Source organism: Sphingomonas sp. URHD0057 (assembly GCF_000620665.1).
In the GTDB taxonomy this organism is placed as follows: domain Bacteria; phylum Pseudomonadota; class Alphaproteobacteria; order Sphingomonadales; family Sphingomonadaceae; genus Sphingomicrobium.
In genome coordinates, this window is the sequence record NZ_KK211162.1 from 59851 (window position 1) to 86663 (window position 26813).

At 65.3% G+C, this 26813-nt stretch carries 19 protein-coding genes; 9 read left to right on the top strand and 10 right to left on the bottom strand.

All coding sequences use genetic code 11. The features are described 5' to 3' along the window. Positions 1 to 11: 11 nt before the first annotated feature. The 4 genes from N539_RS0108975 (at position 12) to N539_RS0108990 (ending at position 3925) form a co-directional block, all read left to right on the top strand. Positions 12 to 2453 (top strand): RNB domain-containing ribonuclease, encoded by a 2442-nt coding sequence (locus N539_RS0108975; protein WP_081774294.1) that lies wholly within the window; start codon positions 12 to 14, stop codon positions 2451 to 2453. Positions 2454 to 2472: 19 nt separating this feature from the next. Further along, a complete protein-coding gene (locus N539_RS0108980; protein ID WP_028969992.1) occupies positions 2473 to 2781 on the top strand; it encodes a hypothetical protein in 309 nt (102 codons plus the stop codon). Between the two features lie 67 nt (positions 2782 to 2848). Continuing rightward, positions 2849 to 3454 (top strand): NADPH-dependent FMN reductase, encoded by a 606-nt coding sequence (locus N539_RS16320; RefSeq protein ID WP_051531681.1) that lies wholly within the window; start codon positions 2849 to 2851, stop codon positions 3452 to 3454. Between the two features lie 66 nt (positions 3455 to 3520). Beyond that, positions 3521 to 3925, top strand: coding sequence for a DoxX family protein (locus N539_RS0108990; RefSeq protein ID WP_028969993.1), 405 nt, complete (start codon positions 3521 to 3523; stop codon positions 3923 to 3925). Here the strand turns inward: N539_RS0108990 and kynU are convergent. Together kynU and dcd are read right to left on the bottom strand one after the other, a co-directional pair. Further along, on the bottom strand, positions 3918 to 5141 hold the full coding sequence (kynU, locus tag N539_RS0108995) for a kynureninase (protein WP_028969994.1): 1224 nt from the start codon (positions 5139 to 5141) through the stop codon (positions 3918 to 3920). The genes N539_RS0108990 and kynU overlap by 8 nt on opposite strands. After that, entirely contained in the window at positions 5138 to 5692 is a 555-nt protein-coding gene (dcd, locus tag N539_RS0109000) for a dCTP deaminase (RefSeq protein ID WP_028969995.1), read from the bottom strand. The genes kynU and dcd overlap by 4 nt, the downstream gene beginning before the upstream one ends. A gap of 205 nt (positions 5693 to 5897) precedes the next feature. Here dcd and N539_RS0109005 point away from each other — a divergent pair, with 205 nt between their 5' ends. Together N539_RS0109005 and N539_RS0109010 are read left to right on the top strand one after the other, a co-directional pair. Then, positions 5898 to 7415 carry a replicative DNA helicase gene (locus N539_RS0109005; protein WP_028969996.1) on the top strand — a complete coding sequence of 506 codons (1518 nt, stop codon included), beginning with the start codon at positions 5898 to 5900 and terminating at the stop codon, positions 7413 to 7415. A 156-nt stretch (positions 7416 to 7571) separates the two neighbouring features. Then, entirely contained in the window at positions 7572 to 9671 is a 2100-nt protein-coding gene (locus tag N539_RS0109010) for a prolyl oligopeptidase family serine peptidase (protein ID WP_037552817.1), read from the top strand. A 3-nt stretch (positions 9672 to 9674) separates the two neighbouring features. On the opposite strand, the gene N539_RS0109015 is transcribed toward N539_RS0109010, so the two are convergent. From N539_RS0109015 to N539_RS0109025, 3 genes are read right to left on the bottom strand one after another with little or no spacing between them, the layout of a single operon-like run. Further along, positions 9675 to 11228, bottom strand: a complete 1554-nt coding sequence (locus N539_RS0109015; protein ID WP_231462991.1) for a L,D-transpeptidase family protein — start codon at positions 11226 to 11228, stop codon at positions 9675 to 9677. A 22-nt stretch (positions 11229 to 11250) separates the two neighbouring features. Beyond that, positions 11251 to 12705: a succinylglutamate-semialdehyde dehydrogenase gene (gene astD, locus N539_RS0109020; RefSeq protein ID WP_028969999.1), complete on the bottom strand. Its 1455-nt coding sequence runs from the start codon at positions 12703 to 12705 to the stop codon at positions 11251 to 11253. Continuing rightward, positions 12689 to 14065 carry a protein adenylyltransferase SelO family protein gene (locus tag N539_RS0109025; protein ID WP_028970000.1) on the bottom strand — a complete coding sequence of 459 codons (1377 nt, stop codon included), beginning with the start codon at positions 14063 to 14065 and terminating at the stop codon, positions 12689 to 12691. The genes astD and N539_RS0109025 overlap by 17 nt, the downstream gene beginning before the upstream one ends. Before the next feature lie 132 nt (positions 14066 to 14197). On the opposite strand from N539_RS0109025, the gene N539_RS0109030 reads away from it, so the two are divergent. Then, positions 14198 to 15667 carry an outer membrane protein assembly factor BamB family protein gene (locus tag N539_RS0109030; protein ID WP_028970001.1) on the top strand — a complete coding sequence of 490 codons (1470 nt, stop codon included), beginning with the start codon at positions 14198 to 14200 and terminating at the stop codon, positions 15665 to 15667. Positions 15668 to 15861: 194 nt separating this feature from the next. Here the strand turns inward: N539_RS0109030 and N539_RS16325 are convergent, their stop codons facing one another. After that, positions 15862 to 16491 carry an SCO family protein gene (locus N539_RS16325; protein ID WP_051531683.1) on the bottom strand — a complete coding sequence of 210 codons (630 nt, stop codon included), beginning with the start codon at positions 16489 to 16491 and terminating at the stop codon, positions 15862 to 15864. A 283-nt stretch (positions 16492 to 16774) separates the two neighbouring features. On the opposite strand from N539_RS16325, the gene N539_RS0109040 reads away from it, so the two are divergent. After that, positions 16775 to 19807, top strand: coding sequence for a calcium-binding protein (locus tag N539_RS0109040; protein ID WP_028970002.1), 3033 nt, complete (start codon positions 16775 to 16777; stop codon positions 19805 to 19807). A 3-nt stretch (positions 19808 to 19810) separates the two neighbouring features. On the opposite strand, the gene N539_RS0109045 is transcribed toward N539_RS0109040, so the two are convergent. Continuing rightward, positions 19811 to 21154, bottom strand: a complete 1344-nt coding sequence (locus tag N539_RS0109045) for an HlyD family type I secretion periplasmic adaptor subunit (protein ID WP_028970003.1) — start codon at positions 21152 to 21154, stop codon at positions 19811 to 19813. Next, on the bottom strand, positions 21151 to 22866 hold the full coding sequence (locus tag N539_RS0109050) for a type I secretion system permease/ATPase (RefSeq protein WP_051531684.1): 1716 nt from the start codon (positions 22864 to 22866) through the stop codon (positions 21151 to 21153). Before N539_RS0109050 ends, N539_RS0109045 begins: the two co-directional genes overlap by 4 nt. A 279-nt stretch (positions 22867 to 23145) precedes the next feature. Between N539_RS0109050 and N539_RS0109055 the strand changes: the two genes are divergently transcribed. Next, positions 23146 to 24048 (top strand): ROK family protein, encoded by a 903-nt coding sequence (locus N539_RS0109055; protein ID WP_231462993.1) that lies wholly within the window; start codon positions 23146 to 23148, stop codon positions 24046 to 24048. A gap of 24 nt (positions 24049 to 24072) precedes the next feature. Here the strand turns inward: N539_RS0109055 and N539_RS0109060 are convergent, their stop codons facing one another. After that, positions 24073 to 25398 carry a sensor histidine kinase gene (locus tag N539_RS0109060; protein ID WP_028970006.1) on the bottom strand — a complete coding sequence of 442 codons (1326 nt, stop codon included), beginning with the start codon at positions 25396 to 25398 and terminating at the stop codon, positions 24073 to 24075. After that, on the bottom strand, positions 25388 to 26764 hold the full coding sequence (locus tag N539_RS0109065) for a sigma-54-dependent transcriptional regulator (RefSeq protein WP_028970007.1): 1377 nt from the start codon (positions 26762 to 26764) through the stop codon (positions 25388 to 25390). The genes N539_RS0109060 and N539_RS0109065 overlap by 11 nt, the downstream gene beginning before the upstream one ends. Between the last annotated feature and the right edge of the window lie 49 nt (positions 26765 to 26813).

Sequence of the window (26813 nt, forward strand, 5' to 3'; positions counted from 1 at the left end):
TAGGGCGAGACATGGCCCGACCGCCCCGAACACCGAGACCTCCCCGGCCGCCTCGCTTGTCCCGACCTCCCCGCAATCAGTCCGGCAAGCGCTCGACGGGCCTGCCCACCCGCAAGCAGATCCTCGACTTCATCGCCTCGTCCGACCAGCCCGCGGGCAAGCGCGAGATCGCGCGGGCGTTCGGGCTGTCGGGGCAAGACAAGATCGACCTCAAGCGCCTGCTCAAGGACATGGCCGACGAGGGCTTGATCGACGCATCGCCCGGCCGCGCCTTTCACCAGTCCGGCGGTGTGCCCAAGGTCACGGTGCTGCGCGTAACCGAGGTCGACGACAGCGGGACCGCCTGGGCCGTGCCGGAGCAATGGCATGCGGAGACCCCGCCGCCGAAGCTGAGAATCGTCGAGCGGGGCCGCAAAGGTGCGCTCGGCATCGGCGACCGTGTGCTGTCTCGAACCGAGCAGCAGGGCGAGCGCTTCATCGCCCATCCGATGAAGAAGCTGGCGCGCTCGGCGGAGCTTGCGTTGGGCGTGGTCCGGCGCGAGGGCGACCGCTTCTGGCTGTCGCCGGTCGACAAGAAAGAGCGGCGCGAGCTGTTCATCAGCGACTTGAAGGACGCAGAGGTCGGGGACCTCGTGCTGTGCGAAGTCAGCGGCCGGCCGCCGCGGGTTTCCGCTCGCGTGGATGCCGTGCTCGGCGACCCGTTCGCGCCGCGCAGCTTCTCACTGATCGCGATCCACAAGCATGGCCTGCGCCACGAATTCGCGCAGGAAGCGATCGACGAGGCGCATCGCGTTTCGAGGCAGCCACTGGGCGAGCGCGAGGACCTGACGCACTTGCCGATCGTCGCCATCGATCCCGAGGATGCGCGCGACCACGACGACGCGATCTGGGCGGAAGCGGACGACGAGGGCGGCTGGAACGCAATCGTCGCAATTGCCGACGTCAGTTTCTACGTCCGGCCGGGAAGCGAGCTCGATCGCGAGGCGCGGGCGCGCGGCAACAGCGTCTATTTTCCTGACCGAGTGGTGCCGATGTTGCCCGAGGAGCTGTCGGCGGACATCTGCTCGCTGAAGGCCGGCCAGGACCGGGCGGCGATGGCCTGTCACCTCAGGATTTCGAAGGACGGGGAGCTGAGGAGCTGGCGCTTCACCCGAGCCACGATCCGGGTCGCGGCGAACATTGCCTATGAGGACGCGCAGGCGGCGATGGATGCCGCGACACGCTCCCTCCCCCTTGATGGGGGAGGGCAGGGTGGGGGTGACGGTGGAGACAGCCGCGACTCTTCCGGCGACATCACCCCACCCCAACCCCTCCCCATCAAGGGGAGGGGCTTGGATGACGAGGAGCAGGTCGAAGTCGCCTCTTCCCCTTGCTCGATGCCACCAATCGAAGGGCGCGTGCCGCAAGAGCTGGTCGAAACGGCGCTGAAGCCGCTGTGGGGTTGCTGGCGAGCGCTGTTCGCGGCGCGGAAGAAACGCGACCCGCTCGAGCTCGATTTGCCCGAGCGTCGGGTGGTGCTCGACGAGAAGGGCCGGATCATGTCGATCGCGCCGCGCGACCGGCTCGACGCGCACCGGCTGGTCGAGGACTATATGATTGCCGCCAACGTCGCGGCGGCGCGGGCGCTGGAGGCGAAGAAAGCGCCGGCGATGTACCGGGTGCACGAGCCGCCGAGCCGCGAGAAGCTGGTCGCGCTCAAAGATTATCTGAAGACGTTCGGACTCGACTTTGCGCTCGGCCAGGTGGTCAAGCCGGGCACCTTCAACCGCATCATCGAGCGGGTCGGCGACGGCGACGGGCGCCAGGAGATCATGGAGCAGCTGCTGCGCACGCAGATGCAGGCGCGCTACGGGCCCGAGCGGCTCGGCCATTTCGGGCTGGCGCTGGCGACCTACGCGCATTTCACCTCGCCGATCCGGCGCTACGCCGACCTCCTCGTCCACCGCGGGCTGGTGAAAGCCTACGGGCTCGGCGAGGGCGGGCTGCCGCCCGGCGACGAGGAACGCTTCGAGCAGATCGGCGAGCAGATCTCGATGCTCGAGCGACGGGCGATGGAGGCCGAACGCGAGACCGTCGACCGCTATGTCGCCGCCTATCTCGCCGACCAGGTCGGGCAGCTGGTCGAGTGCAGGATCACCGGCGTCCAGCCGTTCGGTTTCTTCGCCACGGTCGAGGATCTGGGCGGCGACGGGCTGGTGCTGGCGAAGGATTTGGGCCGCGAATATTTCCGCTACGATGAGGGCGCCAAGCAGCTCGTGGGCGACGAAACGGGCGAGGCGTATCGCATCGGGCAGAGGCTGACCTTGCGCCTCGCCGAGGCCAATCCGGTTTCGGGCTCGCTGCGGTTCGAATTGCCGGAAGGCAGCTATGGCACGGCACCACCGCCCCGTCGCAACGACCGGGTACGCCGCGGCCGGCCGCCAAACATCCGCCACCAGTCGCGGCGGCGCTAACGCAGGAAAGATTGATCCCATGGCCACAGCCGCTGCTGCCATTCTCGCCAGAGCACGACGCGAGGTCGATCAGCTCTTCTTCGACAACGACGCCTTCAGCCGCGACCGCGCCGTCGAGTTCGAGCCGCGCCTCCCGGTGCAGAAGCGTTACCTCGAGCAATTGATCGCACAGGGCGTGGTGCAAGAGAGCGAACCCGGCCGCTATTGGCTCGATCTCGGCGTTTACCGCGAGCGCCGCCGCGAGCGCTCGGTCTGGACGTTTTGGATCATGGTCTTGTTCGCGATCATCCTGGCGGTCGTCTGGGGTGTCAAAACGTTCATCCGCTGATCGGGTCGAGTTCGACCGTCGCAACTTTTCGGGTGAAGGCGTATTGGGGCGGCAAAGGAGTGCTGCCATGGCCCACAAGATCGCGATCATCGTCGGCAGCCTTCGCGAAGGCAGCATCAACCGCAAGGTTGCGCGATCGATCTGCGGCCTCAGGAACGATAACCTCGATTGCTCGATGATCGAGATCGGCGACCTGCCGCTCTACAACCAGGACCTCGACGTCGACCCCCCCGAGCAATGGACGCGGTTCCGACAACAGGTCGGCGCCGCCGACGGCGTGCTGTTCGTCAGCCCCGAATATAATCGCGGGATTCCCGGCGTGCTCAAGAATGCGATCGACGTCGGCTCGCGGCCCTATGGCCAGAGCGTGTTCGACAAGAAGCCGGGAGCGATCGTGACCGCGTCCCCCGGCAGCATCGGCGGGTTCGGATCGAACCATCAGATTCGCCAGGCGGCGGTGTTCCTCAACATGCCGATCATGCAGCAGCCCGAGGCCTATCTTGGTCACGTGACCGACGACAGTTTCGACGACAGCGGCTGCCTGACGGAAGGGCCGCTTAAACAGCTGATCACCAACCTCGCGCACGCCTTTCACGATTGGGTCGAGATGATCCATCGCTCGCGCCAGCTGATGGCCGAGGATGCGGCGCATCGCGCCAAGGAACATGCATGATCCTTCTGGCGGAGCGGGCGCCAAGCCGGTAAGCGAGCGTAACGATTTTCAGGGAAGAGGGTCGCCATGGATTTTCGTCATCTCGAAAGATACCAGCCGCAGTTGCGTGCGCTGCTGCGGATTGTGACCGCCCTGCTGTTCATGGAGCATGGGCTCGCCAAGCTGTTTCATTTTCCGGTGCCGCAGCCGGGTGTGCCCGATCCGCTGCCGGCGATCCTTCTGGCTGCCGCCTGGATTGAGGTCATCGGTGGCGCTCTGATCGCCCTCGGGCTGTTCACGCGGCTCGCCGCATTCATCTGCGCCGGCGAGATGGCGGTCGGTTATTTCATGTTCCACGCGCCTCAAGGTTTCTGGCCGATCGTCAACATGGGCGAAGCGGCGATCCTCTATTGCTTCGTGTTCCTGTATCTCGCCGCGGCGGGCCCGGGCGCATGGAGTCTCGACGGGATGCGCCGAAAGCCGGTTAGGTAACCTTCGCCCGCGCCTTGAAGCGCGGGTCGTCCCACTCGCGGGAGGCGACAATCTCGCCGAGAATCTCGGCCGCGCGCACGATATCGACGAATCGATTGTAGAGCGGCGCGAAACCGAACCGCATCAAATCGGGCGCGCGGAAGTCGCCGATCACGCCGCGCGCGATCAACGCCTGCATGACCGCATAGCCCTCGGGATGGGCGAAGCAGACGTGGCTGGCGCGCCGGCTCGGGTCCGGTGGCGAGGCAAGACGGAGCTCATCTCCGCAGCGCGCTTCGACCTCGTCGATGAACAGCTGCGACAGCGCTCGCGCCTTGGCCTCGACATCGGACATGGCGACGTCGGCGAAGGTGTCGAGCCCGGCCTCGAGCGCGGCCAGCGCCATGATCGACGGCGTACCGGTCAAGAAGCGTGTGATGCCGGCCGCCGGGCGGTAATTGTCGTCGAACGCGAATGGGTCGGCATGGCCCATCCATCCTTGCACGGGCGAACGTAGCTCATCCTGCAACCTCTCTGCCACGAAGAGGAAGGCCGGCGCGCCCGGCCCGCCGTTCAGATATTTATAGCCGCATCCCACGGCGAGGTCGCAGCCAGTGTCGTCGAGGTCGATCTCGATCGCTCCGGCGCTGTGCGACAAGTCCCACAGCGTCAGCGCGCCCGCGGCGTGCGCGGCGGCGTTGAGCGCGCGCATGTCGTAAAACGCAGCGCTTCGGTAGTCGACGTGAGTCAGCGTGACCACCGCCGTGTCTTCGTCGATCGCGCTCAGGACATCTGCGGCAGGAACCGAACGAAGGCGGAGACCGAGCATGTCGGCAAGCCCCTGCGCGACATAAAGGTCGGTCGGAAAGTTGCGCTGCTGCGTGACGATGGTGCGTCGGCCAGGCCGTGCGCGGACTGCTGCCGCGAGCAATTTGAAGAGGCAGACGCTCGTCGAATCCGCGATCAGCAGCTCGTTCGGCCGCGCACCGACGATCGGCGCGAGCTTCGCCGCGATCCGCGTCGACCAGTCAATCCAGCCGTGCTTGTTCCAGCTGGCGATGAGGTCCTCGCCCCATTGCGCCTCGGCGGTTTCCACCAGCTTGCCGGGCGCAGCCCTGGGCAGCGCACCAAGCGAATTGCCGTCGAGGTAAATGATGCCTTCGGGGAGCGAGAACCGGTCTCGGGCGAAGGCGAGTGGGTCGGACTCGTCGAGCTGCTGGGCTTCCTCGGGCGTCACAGCTTGGGCAGGGTCACGCCCTTCTGCCCCATATATTTGCCCGCGCGGTCGGCGTAGCTGACTTCGCACGGCTCGTTGCCCTGGAGGAACAGGAACTGGCACGCGCCTTCATTGGCGTAGACTTTTGCGGGCAGCGGCGTGGTGTTCGAGAATTCGAGCGTGACATGCCCCTCCCACCCGGGCTCGAGCGGGGTGACGTTCACGATGATCCCGCACCGCGCATAGGTCGACTTGCCGAGGCAGATCACCATCACGTCGCGCGGCACCCGGAAATATTCGACGGTATGGGCGAGCGCGAAGCTGTTGGGCGGGATGATGCACACGTCGGTCGTGCGGTCGACAAAGCTGTTCGCAGCGAAGTCCTTGGGGTCGACGGTCGCCGAGTCGACGTTGGTGAAGATCTTGAAGTGGTTCGAGACCCGCGCGTCATAGCCGTAGCTGGACAAGCCGTAGCTGATGCAGCCCTCGCGCCGCTGCGCTTCGACGAACGGCTCGATCATGCCGTTCGTCTGCGCCTGCTCGCGAATCCAGCGGTCGGATAATATCGCCATGACGAGTGCCTAACGGGCCGGTCCGGCCCCTTCAATTTGGCACGGATTATTTCTGTGGATTGGGCAGAATGGAAATTCCGCAATTCCGGTGGACCGCACGCCGATTCGCGCACAGCCAATCCACAGTTGTACTTCTTTCGTTCTCATCGGATAAGGGCCTGTACCCAATGGTGCGTGGGGACGCGCCTGGCGTAGAGGATTCGCCATGGCTGAAGTTATTCGTATCGCCGAGTCTGCGTCAGAACCGGCGCCGCAAGCGCTGCCCCAAAACGTCGAGGCGGAGGCTGCGCTGCTGGGCGCGCTGATGATCGACAACCGGCTGGTCGAGGATGTCCAGCTCAAGCTTCGGCCCGACCATTTCTTCGAGCCGCTGCACGGGCGCATCTACGAAGCCATATTACGGATGACGGATGCCAATCGGATTGCTAATCCGGTGACGCTTCGGCCCTTGTTTGAGGCCGATGAAGCGATCAAGGACGTTGGCGGACCTGCGTATCTCGCCCAGTTGACGGGATCGGGTGCGGCCGTGATCGGGGCGCGGGACTTCGCACAACAGATTTACGATCTGGCGTTGCTCCGTGCACTGATAGGAGTCGGCCGCGACCTGGTCGAAGGCGCGCTCGACACGAGTGAGGACGTTGCCCCCCTCGCTCAAATCGAGCGCGCCGAGACCGACCTCTATAAGGTCGCCGAGGCAGGCGGCGCCGAAGGCCGCGCCTTGTCGTTCGGCGAGGCCGCGAAAGCTTCGATCCGCAATGCCGAAGCAGCGCTTAATCGCGGCGGCGGCCTGACTGGGATTACGACCGGCTTGTCGGGGCTTAACGGGCGCATCGGCGGCCTCCAGCGATCCGACCTGATCATCGTCGCCGGCCGCCCGGGCATGGGCAAGACCGCACTGGCGACCAACATGGCGTTCAGCACTGCGCTCCGCTTCGTCCAGGATCAGGCCGACGGGATCGAGACGGTCAAGGCGGCCGGAGCGCCGATCGCCGTATTCAGCCTCGAAATGTCCGCCGAGCAGCTGGTCACTCGCGTCCTTTCCGAGCAATCGAAGGTGACCGCCGAGCAAATCCGCACGGGCAATCTGTCGCACCAGGAGTTCGCATCCTTCGCCCGCGCCGCGGGCGATTTGCAGAGCCTGCCGTTCTACATCGACGATACGCCCGGCCTGACCATCGCCGCGCTCCGCGCGCGGGCGCGCCGGCTGAAGCGCCAGAAGGGGATCGGTCTCGTCGTGGTCGACTATCTCCAGCTGCTGCAAGGCTCCGGAAAAGGCAGCGCGGGCGACAATCGCGTCCAGGAAATTTCGGAGATCAGCCGCGGCCTGAAGCAGCTCGCCAAAGAGCTCGACCTGCCGGTGATCGGCGTGTCGCAGCTGTCGCGTGCGGTTGAGCAGCGCGAGGACAAGCGCCCGCAATTGTCGGACTTGAGGGAATCGGGCTCGATCGAGCAGGACGCCGATATCGTGCTCTTCGTCTATCGCGAGGAATATTATCTGAGGGCGCACGAGCCCAAGCACCCCATTCCGGGCGACCCGATCGAGGTCTTTTCGGCGTTCGAGGAATGGGAGGCCAAGCACAGCCAGGTGGCCGGCATGGCCGAGCTGATCATTGCCAAGAACCGCCACGGCGGCACCGGAAAGGAGCGCCTGCGGTTCGAAGGCCGGTTCACCAAATTCAGCGATCCCGCGGACGAGCAAAGATTGCCGGAGATGCGCACCTGAAGCCCGTTTTTTGGGGAGGGGGATGAGGGCGTCGGCTCATGCCGGCGCCCTCAATGCGTTGATGCGGTCCGGGACGTCCCTTCGTCGAATGGCAATTGCCCGCGCTGGCGCCGTTCCTAGGCTCCTGCCCCACGAGGTCGGGAGGCTAAAATGGGCATGTGGCGAAAGCTTGTGGTCGCTGCGGCGGCGGGATTGGTAAGCGTGGCAGGGGCCGCCCAACAGGGCGCGGACGATCCGTACATCTGGCTCGAAGACGTCCACGGCGAAAAAGCCCTCGCCTGGGCGCGCCATGAGAATGATCGGACGCTGGGCGAGCTTCAAAGCGATCCCCGCTACAAGACGATGTACGACCAGGCTTTGACTCAGATGCAGGCCGAAGATCGCATCCCCTACGTCCAGATCACGCCGACGGGTCTCTACAATTTCTGGCAGGACGCCAACCACGTTCGCGGGATCTACCGGCGGACCACGATGGCCAGCTACCGCACCGCCAACCCGAAATGGGAAACGGTGCTCGACGTCGACGCGCTGGCCAAGGCGGAAGGCAAGTCATGGGTCTATCAAGGCATGTCGTGCCTGCCGCCGGCATACACTCGCTGCCTGGTTTTTCTCTCTCAGGGCGGCAGCGACGCGAACGTTGTCCGCGAGTTCGACCTTCGCACCAAGAGTCTCGTCGCGGGCGGATTCAACCTACCTGAAGGAAAGCAGGGCGTGACCTGGGAGGACGAGAACACGCTTCTCGTCGGGCGCGATTGGGGCCGCGGAACCATGACCCCGTCCGGTTACGCCTTCATCACCAAGCGCTTGAAGCGCGGCCAGCCTCTAGATCAGGCGGTGGAAGTCTTCCGCGGCGAGCCGACCGATGTTTCCGCTGGCGCTTACGTCATGCGCGACACCGATGGACGTGCGCAGGCCTTGGTCGGCTATCGCAGCATCGAGGTGTTCAACAACCAATACGCACTGCTGAAGCGCAGTGGGAAGGTCGTGCTCAACCTGCCCCGGCGCTCCGCAGTTCAGGGGATTATCGACGGTCGAATGCTGGTCAGCCTCGACGAAGCCTGGGCGCCATCGCCGGGGGTTCGCTTCGCGCCGGACACAATCGTCTCTTACGACCTCGCTGCGTGGAAGCGCGATCCCCTCCGAGCTAAGCCGAGCCTGGTGTGGGCTCCGGGCAAGCGGCAGTCGTTGAGCGGGCTGGCGACGACGCACGGCAAGCTCGTCGTCAATATGCTCGACAACGTCCGCGGCCGCCTGTTCACGCTCGATTACGTCAAGGGCCGCTGGCGCAAGACGAACGTCGCGCTGCCGCTCAACGCCACGGTGGGCGTAGCCACGACGGACGATCGCAGCGAGCAAGCGATGTTCACCGTGACCGATTATCTGACTCCGTCGACGTTGTGGTTCTACAATGGCGCCACCGGATCGCTGCAGAAGATCAAGTCGAGCCCGGCGCGCTTCGACGCGTCGCGGCATGTGGTCGAGCAACTCGAAGCGGTCTCGCGCGACGGCACCCGGATTCCCTATTTCCTGATCCGCCCGCGCGAGATGAAAATGGACGGCTCCACGCCGACGCTTCTCTACGGTTACGGCGGATTCCAGAGCCAGGAAGTGCCTTATTATTCGGGGACGCTCGGCAAGCTCTGGCTCGAGGCGGGCAACGCCTACGTTGTCGCCAACCTGCGCGGCGGGGGCGAGTTCGGCCCCGAATGGCACCAGGCGGCGCAGGGCGCCCACAAACAACGGACCTGGGACGATTATATCGCCGTCGCCGAGGACCTGATCCAGCGCAAGATCAGCTCGCCGCGCCGCCTCGGCGTGGTCGGCGGCAGCCAGGGCGGATTGCTGGTCGGGACCGCGATCACCCAGCGGCCGGAGCTGTTCAACGCGGCGATCGTCCAGGTGCCGTTGTTCGACATGCTGCGCTATCACCTGATCGGCGCCGGGGCATCATGGATTGGCGAATATGGCGACCCGCGCATTCCCGAGCAACGCGCCTGGCTCGAAGCTTATTCGCCCTACCAAAAGCTTCGCGCCGGCGTGACCTATCCGACGCCGTTCATCGAGACATCGACGGCGGACGACCGCGTGACGCCCGTCCACGGGCGGAAGGCCGCAGCGCGCCTCGCCGCGCTTAAAGACCCGTATTATTATTACGAGAATCTCGAAGGCGGACATGCCGCCGCGGCCAATTTGCCGGAGACGGCGCGCCGATTGGCCCTCGAATATCTCTACGCGACGCGGCGCCTGGTCGATTGACGCTTACGGGCCGACGTCTGTCTCCTGGCCCTTGTAGGCCTTGCGCGGCGCGCCGCGAACGAGGCCCAGGGCCATCGCCACGTTATCGTCCCAGCCATAGACGTCGGGGCGAAACTGGACTCGGCTGCCGTCCCAGAAAGCCGTGTGATAAAGCAGGCGGACGGGGATGCTGGTCTTGAGCTTGACGTAGCTTTCCTTGCCGCTGGCCAAGGCCTTCTGGAATTGCGGGAGCACGCCGTCCTGGTCGGCCAGCACGGCGGCGAACTGGAGCGCATTTTGCACGCGAACGCAGCCGTGGCTGCGGTGGCGCTCGGGAAGCCCGAATAGCGCCTTGGCCGGGGTATCGTGCAGGTAGATGTCCTGCGGGTCGTCCATGTCGAACTTGACCAGCCCGAGCGAGTTCTTCGGGCCCGGCAGCTGCACCAGCCGGCCGTTCCTGAACGCCATGCGATTCCTGGCCAGGTAGCCGGAGCCCTTGTCGGCGAGCTCCTCCTTGTAGATCGAATCCGGGATGCGCCAGTAAGGGTTGGCGACGAGCTGCGAGAACGGCCCCTGGATCTGCGGGGTCGGTTTGTCGGGCTCGCCGGCGACCACTTCGCGGCGGTCGACATGTTGCCCGCCGCGCCAGTAATCGAGCATCGTCGCGGCGGTGTTGACGTCGATCCGGGTGGCCGGCGGAGTGCGCTCGAGCCAGCGCAACCGCTCCATTGCGATGGCCAGCTGACGCGCCCGCCCCGCCGAGCCCGAGTTGAGCGCGTCGAGCGTGTCGGGCCCAATGACGCCGTCGGGCTTCATGCCAAAGTCGGTTTGAAGCGCTTTGACCGCGGCAACGAGCTGCGGCGTGTAGCGCGACAAGGACGTCCGTTGCGGCTGGTCGGGTGGCGCTGGCGGCAGGTAGCCGCTGGACCTGAGCGCGGCGATCACGGCCGGAATGCGCGGATCGCGATGATGGGGCTTGAGCAGCTTGCCGGCCGGAATCGGCACGGCATTCGCCTGACCCGCTAACCGCAGATACTGTAGGTGCGCCTCGGATAGCGCGCGATACTCGTCGGTCTGCGGCGGCAGCGACGCAAACCATTGTTCGAGGTCGCGGCCTTGGAGAGCCGTCGCGAGACCCTGCCCGACGTTCGGATTGGCGCGCGGGATGGTATAGATTGCGGCGACCTTCTTCGGGTCGGCATAGCCGCGCGCGAGTGCCGACGCATATGCCAGCGCCGCCTTGGTCAGCGCGGCTTCGCGAGCGCTCGCGTCGGTCGGCAGCGGCTGTTTCAGGAACAGCTCCGGCTTGAGCCCGTTCGCCGGCGCGCGCTCGATGATCCCGAGCAACGTGCTTTCGGCTTTCTTGTCCCATGCCGCTTGCCATTGCCGCGCCCCGTAGAAGGCGCGGACCTGCGGATCGCGCGCCTGCGATTGAAGCGCGCTGGCATCGACCTGCTTGGGATTGACCGTGGCCTTGTTGCCGCAATCGGCAAGGATAACGCTGAACAGGGCAAGAATGAGGGCCTTGCCGGGCCCGGACGAGATTTTCACGACCGACTGAACGCTACGGCTGCTCAAATCGATCCACTGACGGGTTGGGTCAGTCTTCCTGCATGTTCGGGTCGCGGAGGCCCTCGCCGAGCGACGCGCGGGGGCGGTCTGCTTCGCTGCTGGTGACGGGGTAGGCGCAATAATCGGCGGCGTAGAAGGCGCTCGGCCGATGATTGCCCGAGGCGCCGAGCCCGCCGAACGGCGCGGTCGACGGCGCGCCGTTGGTCGGCTTGTTCCAGTTGATGACGCCGGCGCGGACGTTGGCCCAAAAGCGGTCATACTCCGCCGGGCTGTCGCCGATCAGGCTCGCCGCGAGGCCGAAGCGGGTGTTGTTGGCTTCGTCGATGGCGGCGTCGAAATCCTTGACCCGGATGACCTGGAGGACCGGGCCGAAAATCTCTTCGTCGGGACGATCCTTGATGCCGGTGACGTCGATCAGCGCGGGCGTAAGATATGGCCGCTCATCGAACGGCCGGTCGAGCCGGCGGAGCGGCTTGGCGCCTTTCATCATGAGATTCAGCCATTGGTCCTGGACATGATCGGCGGCGAGGTCGTCGATAACGGGACCCATGAAGGGCTGCGGGTCGGCGAACGGGTGGTCGACGATCATCCGGTCGATGAGGTTCTGGATATCGCTGAGGAGCTCTTCTTCCTGACCCTGTTCGACGATCAGCCGGCGCGCGGCGGTGCAGCGCTGGCCTGCGGTCAGATAGGCCGACTGGACGGCGATCATCGCCGCCGCCTCGATATGTTTCGAGCGCCACACGACGAGCGGATTGTTGCCGCCCAGCTCCAGCGCCAGGATCTTGTGCGGCATGTCGGAGAATTGCTGGTGAAGCGACTGGCCGGCGCGCGCCGAGCCGGTGAACAGCAGACCGTCGATCTCGGGCTGGCCGGCCAGCGCGCGGCCCTCGTCCGGACCGCCGATGAGCAACCGGATGACGCCTTCTGGCACGCCGGCTTCGTGGAAGCAGCCGACGAGGAACTCGCCCGTCGCGGGGGTTTTTTCCGACGGCTTGAAGACGATCGCATTGCCGGCGATCAGCGCCGGGACGATGTGGCCATTGGGCAGGTGCGCCGGAAAATTATAGGGGCCGAGCACAGCCAGCACGCCGTGAGGCTTGTGGCGGACCGCGACCTTGTTGCCCATCGCCGCCTCGAGCCGTCGCTGCGGCGTCCGCTCCGCGTAGGCGTTGATCGAAATCTCGACCTTGTTGATGACGGCGCCGACCTCGGTCCGCGCTTCCCAGAATGGCTTGCCGGTCTCGCGCGAGATCAGTTCGGCAAACTCGGTGTCTTTTTGGCGCACGACATTGGCGAAGCGGCGCAACGTCTCGATGCGGTAGGCGAGCGAGTGCGCGGCCCATTCGGGCCACGCCGCGCGCGCTGCGGCAACCTCGGCCGCCGCATCGCCGATGTCGCCGGACCAGATGCGCTCGCCGGTCGCCGGATCGGTCGAGACGAGCCCGCTCTGTTGCGCCGATGCTTCAGCCTGTCGGTTCATCTTGCGCCACGGCTTCGCCCATTCGGCGGACGGCTGCAACCTTGTCGTTGAACGGCCCCCAGTCGTCGCGCTCGGCAATCGCCGACCAGATCGCCTCGACCTCCTCGATCTGCATCGAGCAAGGCGCGTCGTCCGACCAATATGCGTGAGTGACCGATCGGCCCCGGCCTTCGAGCGCCCTGGCCAGCGCGCGAAACGCTTCGCCCGGATAGCGCTTGGGTCCAGGGTCGCGGCCGCCGCGCCAATCGAAGAAAACCCGATCGATCGGCGTTTCGCGAGTGGCGAGGGCGGCGATCAGGGCTGCGGCAAGCGCACTGTCGTCGGACGAAGCGGCGACACCGAGCCGCCGCACAATGGCCGCGACCAGCGCTCGTTCAAACCGTCCGCTCCAGGCCGCGAGCGCGTCGGACAGTTGGGCGGCGGGCGCCACCAGGCTCAGGCAGCCGGCCAATTGCGCGAGGTCCCAGTGGATCGCTTCCGGCTGGCGGGCGAAGGCGTACAGCCCATAATGATCGAAATAGGCGGCAGTGAAGTCAGGGTCCCATTCCGGCGTGAACCGCCATGGCCCGTAGTCGAAGCTTTCGCCGGTGATGTTGATATTGTCGCTGTTGAGGACGCCGTGGACGAAGCCCGCGGTCAGGTAGGAGGCCGTAAGGGCCGCGGTCGCGTGGCCGGCAAGATCGAACAGGCGCAGCGCATTTTCGGAATCGTCCGCGCCGGCGGGCTCGTCGTAAAGGTTGTCGAGGCAGTAGCGGAGCAGTTTGCTGAGGTTGTCGACCTCGCCGAAGAAGGCGAGGCGCTGGAACGTCCCGATCCGGATGTGGCCATGGCTCAGGCGCGTCAGGACTGCCGAGCGAGTCGGGGAAGGCTCGTCCCCGCGCTCGAGCTGCTCGCCGGTTTCGAACAAGGCAAAGCTCTTCGACGTGTTGACGCCCAACGCTTCGAGCATCTCCGTTGCGAGCACCTCCCGAACGCCGCCCTTCAGCGTCAGTCGGCCGTCCGCGTGGCGGCTGTAAGGCGTCTGCCCGGAGCCCTTGGTCCCGAGATCGAGCAGGCGGCTTCGGTCGTCGCGGAGTTGGGCGAAGGTGAAGCCGCGGCCGTCGCCGATCTCGGGATTGTACACGCGGAATTGATGCCCGTGATAGCGCAGCGCGAGCGGCTGGGTGAGGTTGTCGGGCAGCGGCTCCAAGCGGCAGAAATGTTTCGCCCAGCCGTCCGCGTCGAGATCAAGCCCGACTCGCTCCGACCAGCGCGCATTGACGAACCGCGCAGTGCATTGCGGGAAGCGGGCGGGCTCGACCGCATCGTAGAATTCGCCGCCGAGCGTGAGGATTTTCGGGTCGGGGCGATTAGCAGGCATCGTGCGACAAAGTGGGTTGGCGACGTCGGTTCCGCCAGTTGTCGATTGGCAGTTGACCCAAGCCGCTTTGCCGATGTGCGAGTGATTTACCCGACTTGCCGTCCTAGCCGAGTATGACAGCAGGAGGATCTGATGGTCCGCAATTTGTTCGCGGCAGCCGCCATATTTGCAGCGCCGGCCGCGATGTCCCAGCCGCCATCGCCATTGGGAGTTTCGGGCTGGTGGCGAGCCACGCTCACGCATGGTGGCGAAAGCCGCGACATCTGGCTCCATTTCCACGATCGCAATGGCAAGCTGATCGCTGGCTTCGGCAACCCGACGATCGGGATCGAGGACACGCCAATAAGCGCGGTTGCGATTAAGCCAGACAGTGTCGAACTCTCCAATCTCGGTTGGTCGCTGCATCGCGAGAATGACGGCAGCCTGACCGGGATCGTGCCGGATTCGCTCATCCCGGTTTACAAGATGCACGCCCGATTCCGGCCGTCACGCAAGCCGCCGCTAGCGGCATTATCGAGGCCATTGCGGCGGGCCCCCGCCCCGGTCTGGCGGCAGGACGTCGGCGCGCCGATTCATGGCGGGCTGGCGCTTGATCCTGCGCGTAAGCGGATCATCGTGGCGACGGACTCCGGTCGCGTGAGCGCGTTGAATGCGAGCGACGGGAAGGCCGCCTGGTCGATCGAGACTGCAACGACCATTCGCGCGGCGCCGCTCATCGATGGGCCCTCGCTGTTCGTCTCGACCGACACGACGTTGCTGAAGCTCGAGGCTGCGACCGGACGACGCATCTGGTCCGCCGATCTGGGTGAGGGCAAAGGACAACGGCTGCCCATCACCGATCCCAACTCGCGTTATGACGAATACGCCTCATCGGCAGTCGTTTCAGGAGATTCTGTCTATGTCGGCAGTCGCGACGGCTGCGTCCGGCGTCTGAGCGTGGCGTCGGGAACGCTCCTTAAGCGTTTTTGCGCGAGCGACATGGTCACCGCCACTCCGGTTGTCGACGGGAAACGCGTCTATTTCGCGAGCTTCGATAATCATGTTTATTCGGCGGATATCGACAGCGGGCGGATTATTTGGAGGCATGATACGCAGGGCGCCATACCGCGCGATCTCGCCATTGTGGCGGGAAGGATCGTCGCCGGAAGCCGCTCCTTCGACCTCACCGCACTCGACAAGTCGACCGGACGGCCGGCGTGGAAACACTATTATTGGTATTCGTGGGTTGATTCAGTGCCGACCACTGTCGGCCGGACGATGTATATCGGATCGTCGGATAGCCTGCGCGTGTTCGCGTTCGACAATTCCAACGGGCACAAGCTGTGGGAGACCGCGGTGCCCGGCTGGACTTGGGCGAAGCCGGCTGTCGGTCGGCGGACCGTTTATGCCGCCGTGACCGGCACAGCCACGCCGTACATGGGACCGCGGGCCGGCGGGTTCGCAGCGATCGACAGGAGTAGTGGCAAGTTGCGCTGGCTGCTCGCCTCAGACAAGCCCGACAACGCGCCCGAGTATGGGTTCGCCTCCGCTCCCGTGATCGCAAACGGCATGGTCTATGCCACCGACCTCACGGGTCACGTGATGGCGTTCAGGGACGAATGATCGGTTGCGTCGCGGCATCCGCGGGGCGTGCGGTTGCCGCGACGCAGGCGCCCGTGACACGAGCGCCTATCCAGTTGTCGTCTTGCTTGTGAGATCGCAATCGGTGCCCCCTTCCGATCGGCGCGTGAAATGACGCCATTGGGCCTCATGCGCAAGATGGCCGTGACCATATCGGGCGAATTTTCGATCAACGGCTAACCGATGACCGCCTTGATCTTGGCAATCGCGTCGGCGTCTTTGTCCTGGGGCGCGATGGTGCCGGCGAGGCGGCCGTCGCGCCCGAACAACAGCACCGCCGTGCTATGCTCCATCTCCTGGCCCATGCTGGGATGGGCTGCCGGCTGGGCGAAAATCCCGTACTGCTTCTTGACCTGATCGATCTGGGCCTGGCTTCCGGTCAGACCGATGATCGGAGCGCCGAACAGCCCGGCATATTGGCCGACCTCCTTCGGCCCGTCATTGGCGGGGTCGATCGTGACGAACAGGATCGCCATCGCATTGTCGTTGGCTGCGGCGCGGCGCAGCTTGACCAGCCGCGAGAGCGTGGTCGGGCACACGTCGCCGCAGCGGGTGTAGCCGAAGTAGATGGCGTAGGGTTTCCCCTCCAGCGCCTGGCTGGAAAAGGGCTTGCCGTCGCCGCCGACCAGCGTGAACGGCCCGCCGAAGCTTGCCTGGGCCGTTGCCGGCGCCGCTTCGGGACCGGTCGCCGGGGTCTTCGGATAGAGCAACAGCGCCGCCATCCCGATGAGGGCAAGAGCAACCAGCACCCAGAGCAGAATGCGCACCTGCTTCAGCTTGTCGCGGGGAGGGCGTTCATCAGCCATGGCTTTCCGCGAGCCGTCTACTCTGCGCGGGGTTGCGGTCAACTGCTGTTGCCGATGGGCTACGCATTTGTGACAAAATGGAAATCCGGTTGCACAACGTTTTTCGGGCGGTTACGCCTCGCCGGTTCGCGCCCGTCTCAAGCTGCGCGGGCGAGGCTTTCGGGGGTGCGTTTCTCGAGGTCGGACTGACCGGGCATGGCCGAGCCCGGACTCCGGCGCGGCAAATATTCCCTGGCGATGAATCTACTCGGTGCAGGTGGGGTTTGAGCTGGGGGATTTCTGAATGGCTTACCACAACTTTGGTTCTTCGCCGTCCAGCGGCCTGATCGCCGCAGCGTTTTGGGGTGGCGGTGGCGGGACGGGCAACGGCACGAACCAGGGCACATCGGGCAATGACACGCTGAGTGGGACTGCCGGCAACGACACGATCAGCGGGCTTGGTGGCAACGACACCATCGCGACCAATAATGGCCGGGTCATGGTCGATCCGACCGCGGCTTTCACTGGCACAGAGGGTGACGACACTCTCATCGGGACTTCTGGTCCAGACACCATCGATGGTTTGGGTGGCGCCGATCTCATCAAGGGCTACGACGGGAACGATCACCTGTCGGGCGGCGCGGGGCTCGATACCATCGTCGGCGGGGCCGGTGCGGACACGATCGATGGAGGTGACAACAGCGACATCCTCTTTAGCAACGAGCAGTCCGATTTGTCGGGATTGTCCCCGCTCGTGTTCGATCACGGCACGGAGGCCGATACAATTATCGGTGGCGGCGGGAACGACATTATCTTTGCCGGTTACGGCGACACCGTTGACGGCGGCACCAACTTATCGAGCGGCGACACGCTGGCAATCAGCTTCCAGGGATCTTCCGGGGGAGTCGCCGCAGACTTCACACAGGCTTCGCTATCCGTTGGCGGCGCAACGATCACCGGAATCGAGAAGGTTTATTGGGTGGAGGGGAGTCAATTCGCCGACACCATAACGGTTGCGCCGAATTCTAGTGGCACCAACGTCTATGGTATGGACGGCGATGACCTGCTCGCTGGCGGCGCGAGTACGATGGATGGCGGCGACGGAAACGACGTTATCGATGCTCGCTCGACGGATCTCCTTACGACGCTGCGGGGGGGAGCTGGAAACGACATCATTTACGCGAGTCTGACGGGTTCCCAAGCCGAAGGGGGCGACGGCGATGATACGATTTACGCGAATGCCATCGCGCTAGGTGGCAACGGCAATGACACGATCATCGTCCAACAGAGCATCGGCGCCTTCGTGAATAACCACGCGGCGCCGATCGATGGGGAAGCGGGAAACGATTCAATCACAGGCGCGGACGGTGATGACGCGATCGCTGGCGGAACCGGAGTCGATAAAATCGATGGCGGGTCGGGTAACGACACGATCTTCTCCGGCGTGCCGCTCAATTTTTGGGAATTTGATCCGACGCCGTCTGACGCTGGTACAGAACATGACGTAATCAATGCCGGCGCGGGCGACGATCGCATATCCGCTGGCTACGGCGATGACGTTGACGGGGGCGAGGGAACCGATCTGCTGCGATTGGACCTCGGCGGAGCGTCTGCCGGCGTGACGCTGGATATGTCCATCTTCAGCTCCGGTGGCGCGATCAATATTGGTGGCGGGACCATCCAGAACGTCGAACATGTCGAATATCTCCTGGGTACCAATTTTGCCGATCAACTGACGGTGTCAGGCGGAGACAGCACATTCACAGTTGATGGCGGAGGCGGCGACGACTGGATCATTGTGAACGGCGGGAGCAGCACGCTCCTCGGCAGCGACGGCAATGATGTCATCGAAATTCGTGGTGGCCCGGCTCATGCATACGGAGGCGATGGCGACGACTCGTTCATCAGCGGTGCTGGCGCGGACAGTTTCGATGGCGGCTTTGGCAACGACTCGGTGGATTACGTCCGGTCAGCGACAGGCGTAAACGTCGATCTTGCAGCCGGGACGGGGGCTGGCGGCGACCAGCTGTACAATATCGACAGCGTCGCGGGATCAAACTTTGCCGACCAACTCGCCGGCACCTCCCTCGACAACAACCTGTTCGGCCGGACTGGCAATGACGTTCTCGACGCCGGGGATGGCAACGATATCCTCGATGGAGGGACCGGTAACGACACGATGGCCGGTGGTGCAGGCAACGACACCTTCTTCATCGACAGCAGCGGTGACGTTGTCACCGAAGGGACAAGCGCCGGTACCGACACGGTCCACACCACCATCACCTACACGCTCGGCGCCAACGTCGAGGACGGGACCCTCGACGGCGCCTCAGCGATCAGTCTTACCGGTAACACTCTCGCAAATGTGCTCACCGGCAATTCCGGCGGCAACATCCTCGATGGTGGCACCGGCAACGATCGCCTGACCGGAGGCGCTGGCGTCGACACGTTCGTCTACCGCACCGGCGGCGGAGCCGACGTCATCACCGACTTCGCCGCCGGCGAGGCGATCAACGTCTACGGCTACACCGCCGCGCAATCGGTCGCGCAGTCGGGCGCGAACGTGCTAGTCACGCTTGCCAGCGGCAATACGATCACGGTCGACAATGCGACGGTCGCCGCGGTCAAAGCCGCCCTTCACTTCCAGACGAGCGGCGGCGGCGGGACTCCCGGCACGATCACCGGCACCAGTGCCGCCAACACCCTCAACGGCACGACCGGCAACGACACCATCAACGGCCTCGGCGGCAATGACACGCTGAACGGCAATGCCGGGAACGACACGCTCGACGGCGGCACCGGCGCCGATGCCATGAAGGGCGGGACCGGCAACGACATCTATTATGTCGACAACAGCGGCGACCGCATCACCGAGCTGTCCGGCGCGGGGACGGATGAAGTGCGGACGACGATCACCCAGACGCTGGCGTCAAACGTCGAGAAGGGAACCGCGCTCGGCAGTGCCGCGATCAACCTCACCGGCAATGCGCTGGCCAACGTGCTGACCGGCAACTCGGCGGCGAACACGCTCAACGGCGCCGGCGGCAACGACACGCTGAACGGCGGGCTCGGGAACGACACGCTGACCGGCGGCGCTGGCCGCGACGTGTTCATGTTCGGCGATGTCGCGAGCGGCGCCGACCGGATCACCGACTTTGTCTCGGGCACCGACAAGATCAACCTGCACGCGCTCGGGATCACCGCCGCGCAGGTCCACACCGCGGTCAGCGGCAGCAATCTGGTGATCAGCGTCGATGCCGATCACAACGGCACCAACGACTTCTCCATCACGCTCGTCGGCGTGACCCACATCAACGCGTCGGATTATATCTTTTAGGGCTCAGTCCTCATGGCCGGCGCGCCACAACGCGCCGGTCAGCGGCTCCATCAGATATTGCAGCGCGGTGCGCTTGCGCACGGCGAGGACGGCATCGACTGGGAGGCCGGGGCGCAGCTCGCCGTTGCCGAGGACGGAGCGGACTCGCGCCAGCTCCTTCGCCGGGACGACGATCTCGGCGCGGAAGAAGGACCGGCCCGATTTCTCGTCGGTGAAGCTGTCGGCGGACACCGTGCGCACCGTCCCGCTGAACAGCGGCAGCGTGCGATTGTGGACGCTGACGAAACGCACTTGCGCTCTCTGGCCCGGATAAGCGTCGTCGGCGTCGGTCGGAGCCAGTTGTGCCTGAATGACCAGCTCGCGGCCGTCCGGCACGATGTCGAGCAGCTTCTGGCCGGCGGCGACCACGCCGCCGACGGTGAAGACGGTGAGCCCCACCACCTGTCCGGTCGCCGGGGCGCGGACCATTGAGTGCTGGAGCTGCTCGCGGGTCGCGACCAGCTTGGGGAGGACTTCCGACAGCTTGCTCTGCGCATCCTTGAGATCGGCTTCGACCTGCTGGAGACGGTCGCGCTGTACACTCAGCGACTGCATCTGGGTTTCGCCGATGCCTTCGCCGGCGCGGGCGAATTCGGCCTTCATCGCCGCTTCCTGACCGCGCAGATCGGCCTGCGCGCGTTCCAGCGCGCGGACCCGGTTGATGGAGGCAAAGCCCTTGTCGGCGATCCTGCGCAGGCCGTCGAGCTCCTCGCCGATCAGCCGCTGCTGCTCGACCAATTGGACGCGCTGCTGTGAATAGCCCGATTGCTGCTGCGAGAGCTGCTGGCCGCGTTCGCCCAACACCGACTGTTGCGCCGAAATCGCGCCGGAGCGAGCGCGCATCTCGGAGCGCTGCAGCGCCATCACCTGGGCCGCGATCTCGCGATCGTCCGGACTGAGCGAGGCGAACTCGGGAGGCGGCGTGAAATCGCGCTGCCCATTGCGTTCGGCGAGCAAGCGGGAGCGCTCGGCGAGAAGGGTCAGATAGTCGCTGGTCAGCCCGCGTTCCGCGGCGAGAAGCTCGGGTGCGGAAAGTTCGATCAGCACCTGTCCGGCCGCGACGTGCTGGCCCTCGCGAACCCTGATCGCGGTGATCACGCCGCCGTCGCGATGCTGGACCGTCTGACGGTTGCCGGCAATGGCGATCGTGCCCGCCGCATTGACCCCCGCGTCGAGCGGCACGAGGGCCGCCCAGCCGAGGAAGAGCACGAAGAAGAGCGCTGCAACGGCAATGCCGATGCGGATTTCCCTGCGCGCATTGCCCGCATCGACCGGGGCCCCCGGGTGAAGAACGAGCGCGTTGCTCATGCCGCATTCTCCGCCGTGCCCGGGCCGGTCAGGCGGGCGACGACGTCCTTCGCCGGACCGATCATCTTGGGCCGCCCTTCCTCGAGCACGAGGAGACGGTCGGCGATGGCGAGCAGTCCCCGCCGGTGGGCGATGACGATGACCGTCGCGCCGCGCGCACGCGCGCTGGTGAGCGCGCTCACCAGCGCCGCCTCGCCGGCCTGGTCGAGAAACGCATTGGGTTCATCGAGCACGAGCAACCGCGGCTCGCCGTAGAGCGCGCGGGCCAGTGCGATGCGCTGCGATTGCCCGGCGGACAGGCCGGCGCCGCCAAGGCCGAGCGGGGTATCGTATCCCTGCGGCAGGCCGAGTATCATCTCGTGAACGCCGGCTTCCTTGGCGGCACGGACGACCGCTTCGTCGATCGCCGTCGCCTCGTCGACGTCGCGGGCCCGGGTGAAGCGCGCGATATTCTCCTTGATCGATCCTTCGAACAGCGAGGGTTCCTGCGGCATGTAGCCGAGGTGCGGACCAAGCTCGTCCTGATCCCAGTCGGTCAGGCTCGCACCGTCGAGGCGGACCGTGCCGATGGTCGGCTGGAGGGCGCCGACGAGAATCTTCCCGAGCGTGGTCTTGCCGGAGCCGCTGGGACCGATGATGCCGAGGATCCGGCCCGGCTCCGCGGCAAAGCTGGCGCCAATCAGGACCGGCCGGCCGTCGCGCCCGCGAACGCCCACTTCCTCGGCCTTGAGCAGGCCTTCCGGTGCGGGAAGCGTGGTATAAATACGCTCTTCGCCGATGGTGTCGAGCGAGCGCACCAGGCGCTGCAGCGCGGCGCGGGCGGACGCCAGCGACGACCAGGCGCCGATGATGCTCTCGATCGGTTGCAAGGCGCGGCTGAGCAGCACCGAGGAGGCAATGATCGCACCCGCCGAAATATCGCCGGCCATTGCGAGCAAAGCCCCGACCCCGAGCGCCGCTGACTGGATGAACAGGCGGAAGAACCGGCTCGTCGCGGCGAGGCGGCCGCCGGCGAATTGCGCATGAACCATGTTGGAAAGGCCGATCCGGCGATGGCCGAGTTGGCGTTCGACCATCGCCCCCGTCATGCCGAGACCCTTGATCGTGGTTCCGTGGACGGCCGCCGCCTGCTGCGAATTGAGTGCCGACGCCATCGCTGAGGTCGCCACTTCCATGTGCTTTAGGGTCGCGCGCTGGTTGAGCCACGCGAGCGTCACCAGAATCGTCGCGGCAACGATCGCCATGATGCCGATCCAGAAGTGCAGCAGGAAGGCGACGAGCAGGAACACCGGCGTCCACGGCACATCGAAGATGGCGGCGATGACCGGGCTGGCCATGGCCGATCGGACGGAGTCGAAGTCTCGCATTGCCTGGGCAGCCGAGGCCGAATCGCTCGCCATCATCTGCGTGAGGATGCGCGGCGCGATCAACGCATCGACGCGCTGGCTGGCTCGTATCAGGAGGCGGTTGCGGATCATGTCGAGCACGGAAAGCGTCAACAGCGCGAGCGCCAGCGCGAGGGTGACGAACAGCAAGGTCGCTTTTCCGCCGGTCGGAACGACCCGGTCGTACACCTGCAGCATGTAGATGGTCGGCGCGAGATAGAGCAGGTTGATGAGCAGGCTGAACCCGGCGGCCGCGACGAAATGGGCCCGGCACTGCGCAAGCGCGTCCGCCACCATGCGCGGCACTTCGATGCCGGCAAGCTTCACCGCTTTTCCCCGAATGCGCCCGCGCTTGATAAGCGCCGGAACAACTTCAACCGCATGAAAATTCCTGTCCCCGGTAGTCGGCGGCGCTTTGCCCAGCGCCTCCTATCTTCCTCATTTTGCGGAAAAATGACGGAAGAGTCGAGAGCAGGTGGCCGGAACGCCGTCCAATCGTGGGACAACGGCAGGCCGCCCTGGCGAAGCCTCGGCGGATCGATGTGGCTGACCTCAGGCCCTATGTCACGACGCTTTTGCTGATTAGTGGGATGGAATGAATCGCCGTTGGAGCAGTCGAACGTGGTGACCGCCGCGCCGCTCATTGCCGGAATCGAGATCGGTGGGACCAAATGCATTTGCATTCTCGCGCGCTCGCCCGAGGAAATTGTCGAGCAGGTGCGGCTCGATACCCGCGACCCTGCGACCACGCTCGGCGAAGTCGATGCGGTGTTCGATCGCTGGCATCGCGATCATGGCTTCGCGTCGATTGGCATCGGAAGCTTTGGCCCGCTCGAGCTGAACCGAGCGTCACCCGATTTCGGAACGATTGTCTCGACCCCAAAGCCCGGTTGGTCCGATACGCCGATCGCCTCTCGCTTTGAGCACTTCGGCGTTCCGATCGCTCTCGATACGGATGTCGTCGGAGCCGCGCGCGCCGAGCAGCGGTGGGGCGCGGCGCGGGGAATGACAGATCTGGCTTACATCACGGTGGGGACAGGCGTGGGCGTCGGCGCATTGGTGGGCGATCGTCCGATTCTCGGTCGCGGCAATGCAGAAATGGGCCATATGCGCGTATCCCGGCTGCCTGGGGATGACTGGCCAGGCGTTTGCCGGTTTCACGGCGATTGCGTTGAAGGACTAGCGTGCGGTGGGGCGATCGCCGCGCGCCATGGACCCGGTCCGATTGCGGCCGACTGGCCGGGTTGGGCGCCGGTCGAGAACGCACTCGCGATGCTCGTCCACAACCTCGTGGTCACGCTGCAGCCTCAGCAAATCCTGATCGGCGGCGGTGTCGCGAGCAGCCAGGAGGGCCTGATCGATGCTGTTCGGCGCCGCGCCGTGGAGAGCCTCGCCGGTTACTATACGGCGCGCGATCTTCCGGACGATTTCGTCATCGCGCCCGGGCTTGGCACGCAGGCGGGACCGCTCGGCGCGATCGCGCTTGGATTGTGCGCCCTTCAAAGATGACTGAGAACGGTCGCGGTTGCGGCGCTAAACGACGAGTTGCAGCCGTGCCCCGCCCTCCACTGCATCGAGCGCTGCGATTGACCCGCCGTGAGCCAAAGCAACCTGTCGTGCGAAGCTCAGGCCGACGCCGCTGCCGCCTTTATGGGTGGTGTAGAAAGGCAGAAAGATATCCTCGCGCTTGTCCGCGGGGATGCCCGGCCCATTGTCGCGCACCTCGACCAGGAACTGGCCATGGCGATTGCGCGAGATGCTGAGCACGACGATTGGGCTCGCGACCTCGGCCGTCACCCGGACGGCGTTGCGCAACAGGTTGAGCACCGCCTGCGCGAGCAATTCGGGGTCCGCGGTGAGGTTGAGTGTTTCCGGCTCAACCTCCAGCCGGGCATCGATCGAACGCTCGCCGGTGTTGGCCAGCGCCAGCTGCAGCAACTCCTCGCCCCACGAGCGCGCCTTGAAGGTTCGCCGGTGGACGTCGGGGGTCTGCGCGAACTCGCGATAGCTCTGGACGAAATGAAGGATTCCTTCGGCCCTGCGCGCAACGGTTTCCGTCGCGGCGCGGGCTTCGGCGAGACTGGCAGCGTCTTTCGCCGCCGCGACGAGGTCCGCGCCCGAGCGGGCAAGCGACGTTACCGGCGTCAGGGAATTCATGATCTCATGGGTCAGCACCCGCACCAGGTCGACCTGCGCGGCGACTTCCAAGGCACCGAGCTCGCTCTGCACCGGCAGGATCGACAATACGGTGACCGGATTGTCGAGGCGCGCCACTTGCGCGGAGGCGAAGATGGCTTTTTGAGGCGCGCCTTCGAGGGTGAGGCGGGTGATGTTGCGCGACCCTGGCGGCAGTTGGGCCGCCGCCACAAGCTCCGGGCCCAAAGGTTCCAGGTCTTCGATCCGGGAAAGGGGCAGACGCGCGAAGAGCTGCCGCGCGGCCTTGTTCAGCAATTCAATGCGGCCTTCGCCGTCGATCGTCAGCAATGCACTTGGAGCATCGTCCACGACGGCCGAAAGAAAGCGCGTCTCGGCATTTTCCTGGCGATGGCGCTCCTGCAGGCTCTTCAGCGCGCGGTCGAGAGTCTCGCCGAGCACGTCGAAGCCGCCGCCGCTCGGGTCGGAAAAGCGTTGCGAATAGTCTTCGAAGCGGACGGATTCGACAAAGCGCGAGACGATGAAATTCGTGCGGCGGATATAGCTCCACAAACTGCCAAGCGCGATCAATGCAATGACGAAGGCGACGATTCGGCCGGCGCGAAGGTCAGGCGTGTTGAGAGCTATCAGGAAGAGCCACAGCGCGGCACCGAGCGCGATCGTCCGCCACGCGAGCCCGAATTCGAACCGATGCCTAAAGCCCATGCTTTTCCATGCGCCGGTAGAGCGCGCCGCGGCTCAACCCGAGCTCATTGGCGGCCAGCGAAATGTTGAAATGATGCATCCTCAACGCGCGCTCGATCATCTGCTTTTCGAACTGGTCGAGGTTAAGGCTGGTGGCAATCTCCGGTGCCGACACCGCGGAGGCGTCCGGCCGCGACGGCAGTGTGAAATCCTCCGTGCGGTAATGTTCGCCGTCCGCCATGATCACCGCCCGCTCCGCCGCGTGCCGAAGCGCGCGGACGTTGCCGGGCCAGTCGTGGCGGACCAACACCTCGAGCGCCGCCGGCGGGACGGCCCGCGCCGGGCGATCATATTTGCGGGCGAATAGCGCGAGATAGTGATCGAGCAGCAGCGGGATGTCCTCGCGCCGGGCGCGCAGCGGGGGCAGGTGAATCTCGATCGTATTCAGCCGGAACAACAGATCCTGGCGAAACCGGCCTTCGTCGGCGAGCTGCTCGACGGAAAGATTGGTCGCGGCGACCACGCGGACGTCAATGTCGACGGGCCGGTTGGCCCCGACCGGAACGACCTTGCGCTGCTCGAGCGCGGTCAGCAGCTTGGGCTGGAGATGGAGCGGCAGGTTGCCGACCTCGTCGAGGAACAAAGTGCTGTGGTCGGCGGCCTTGAGCCGGCCGATGCGCTCCCCGGCGGCGCCGGTGAAGGCGCCCTTCACATGACCGAACAGCTCCGATTCGAAGATCGTCTCGTTGGTCGCCCCGAGGTCGATCGCGACCATCGGCAGGGCGCCGCGCTTCGACAGGCGGTGAATCTCGCGCGCGACGATTTCCTTGCCGGTGCCGTTCTCGCCAAGGATGAGCACGTTGGCGTCGGTGGGAGCGGCCCGTTCGATGAGTCGCCGGACCCGCTCGATGGACGCGGACCGGCCGATCAGCGGAGTTTCGGTGCCGTGAGCCAGCTCGGACGCGCGACTGCGTTCGACCCGCGCATCGATCTTGCTGCGCCTCAGGGCCGCGGCACTCCGTACCGTCGCCGCCAGCCGCTCGTTGCTCCAGGGCTTGGCGACGAAGTCGCTGGCTCCTCGCTTCAGTGCCTCGACCGCGGTCGACACCGCGCCGTGAGCGGTAATGATCACAACCGCGGCGTCGGGGTCGTGGTCCATAATCTTTCCGAGGAAATCGAGGCCCTCGCGACCGTCGGTCGCGGAGCGCTGGAAATTCAGGTCGAGGAGGATCGCGTCGGGGCTCTCGCGCTTCAGCAGCGGGATCAAGTCGGCCGGCGATGACAGCGCCTCGATCCGCTCGAACATGTCGCGCAGGGCAAGCCGCGCCGCGAGTGCAATGTCGGGATCGTCGTCGACGACGACGGCAAGGCTGAAGCTGGGGTTCACGCTACATCTGTAGCGTCGGTGTCCGGAAATGAACAGTACTATCGAAAGA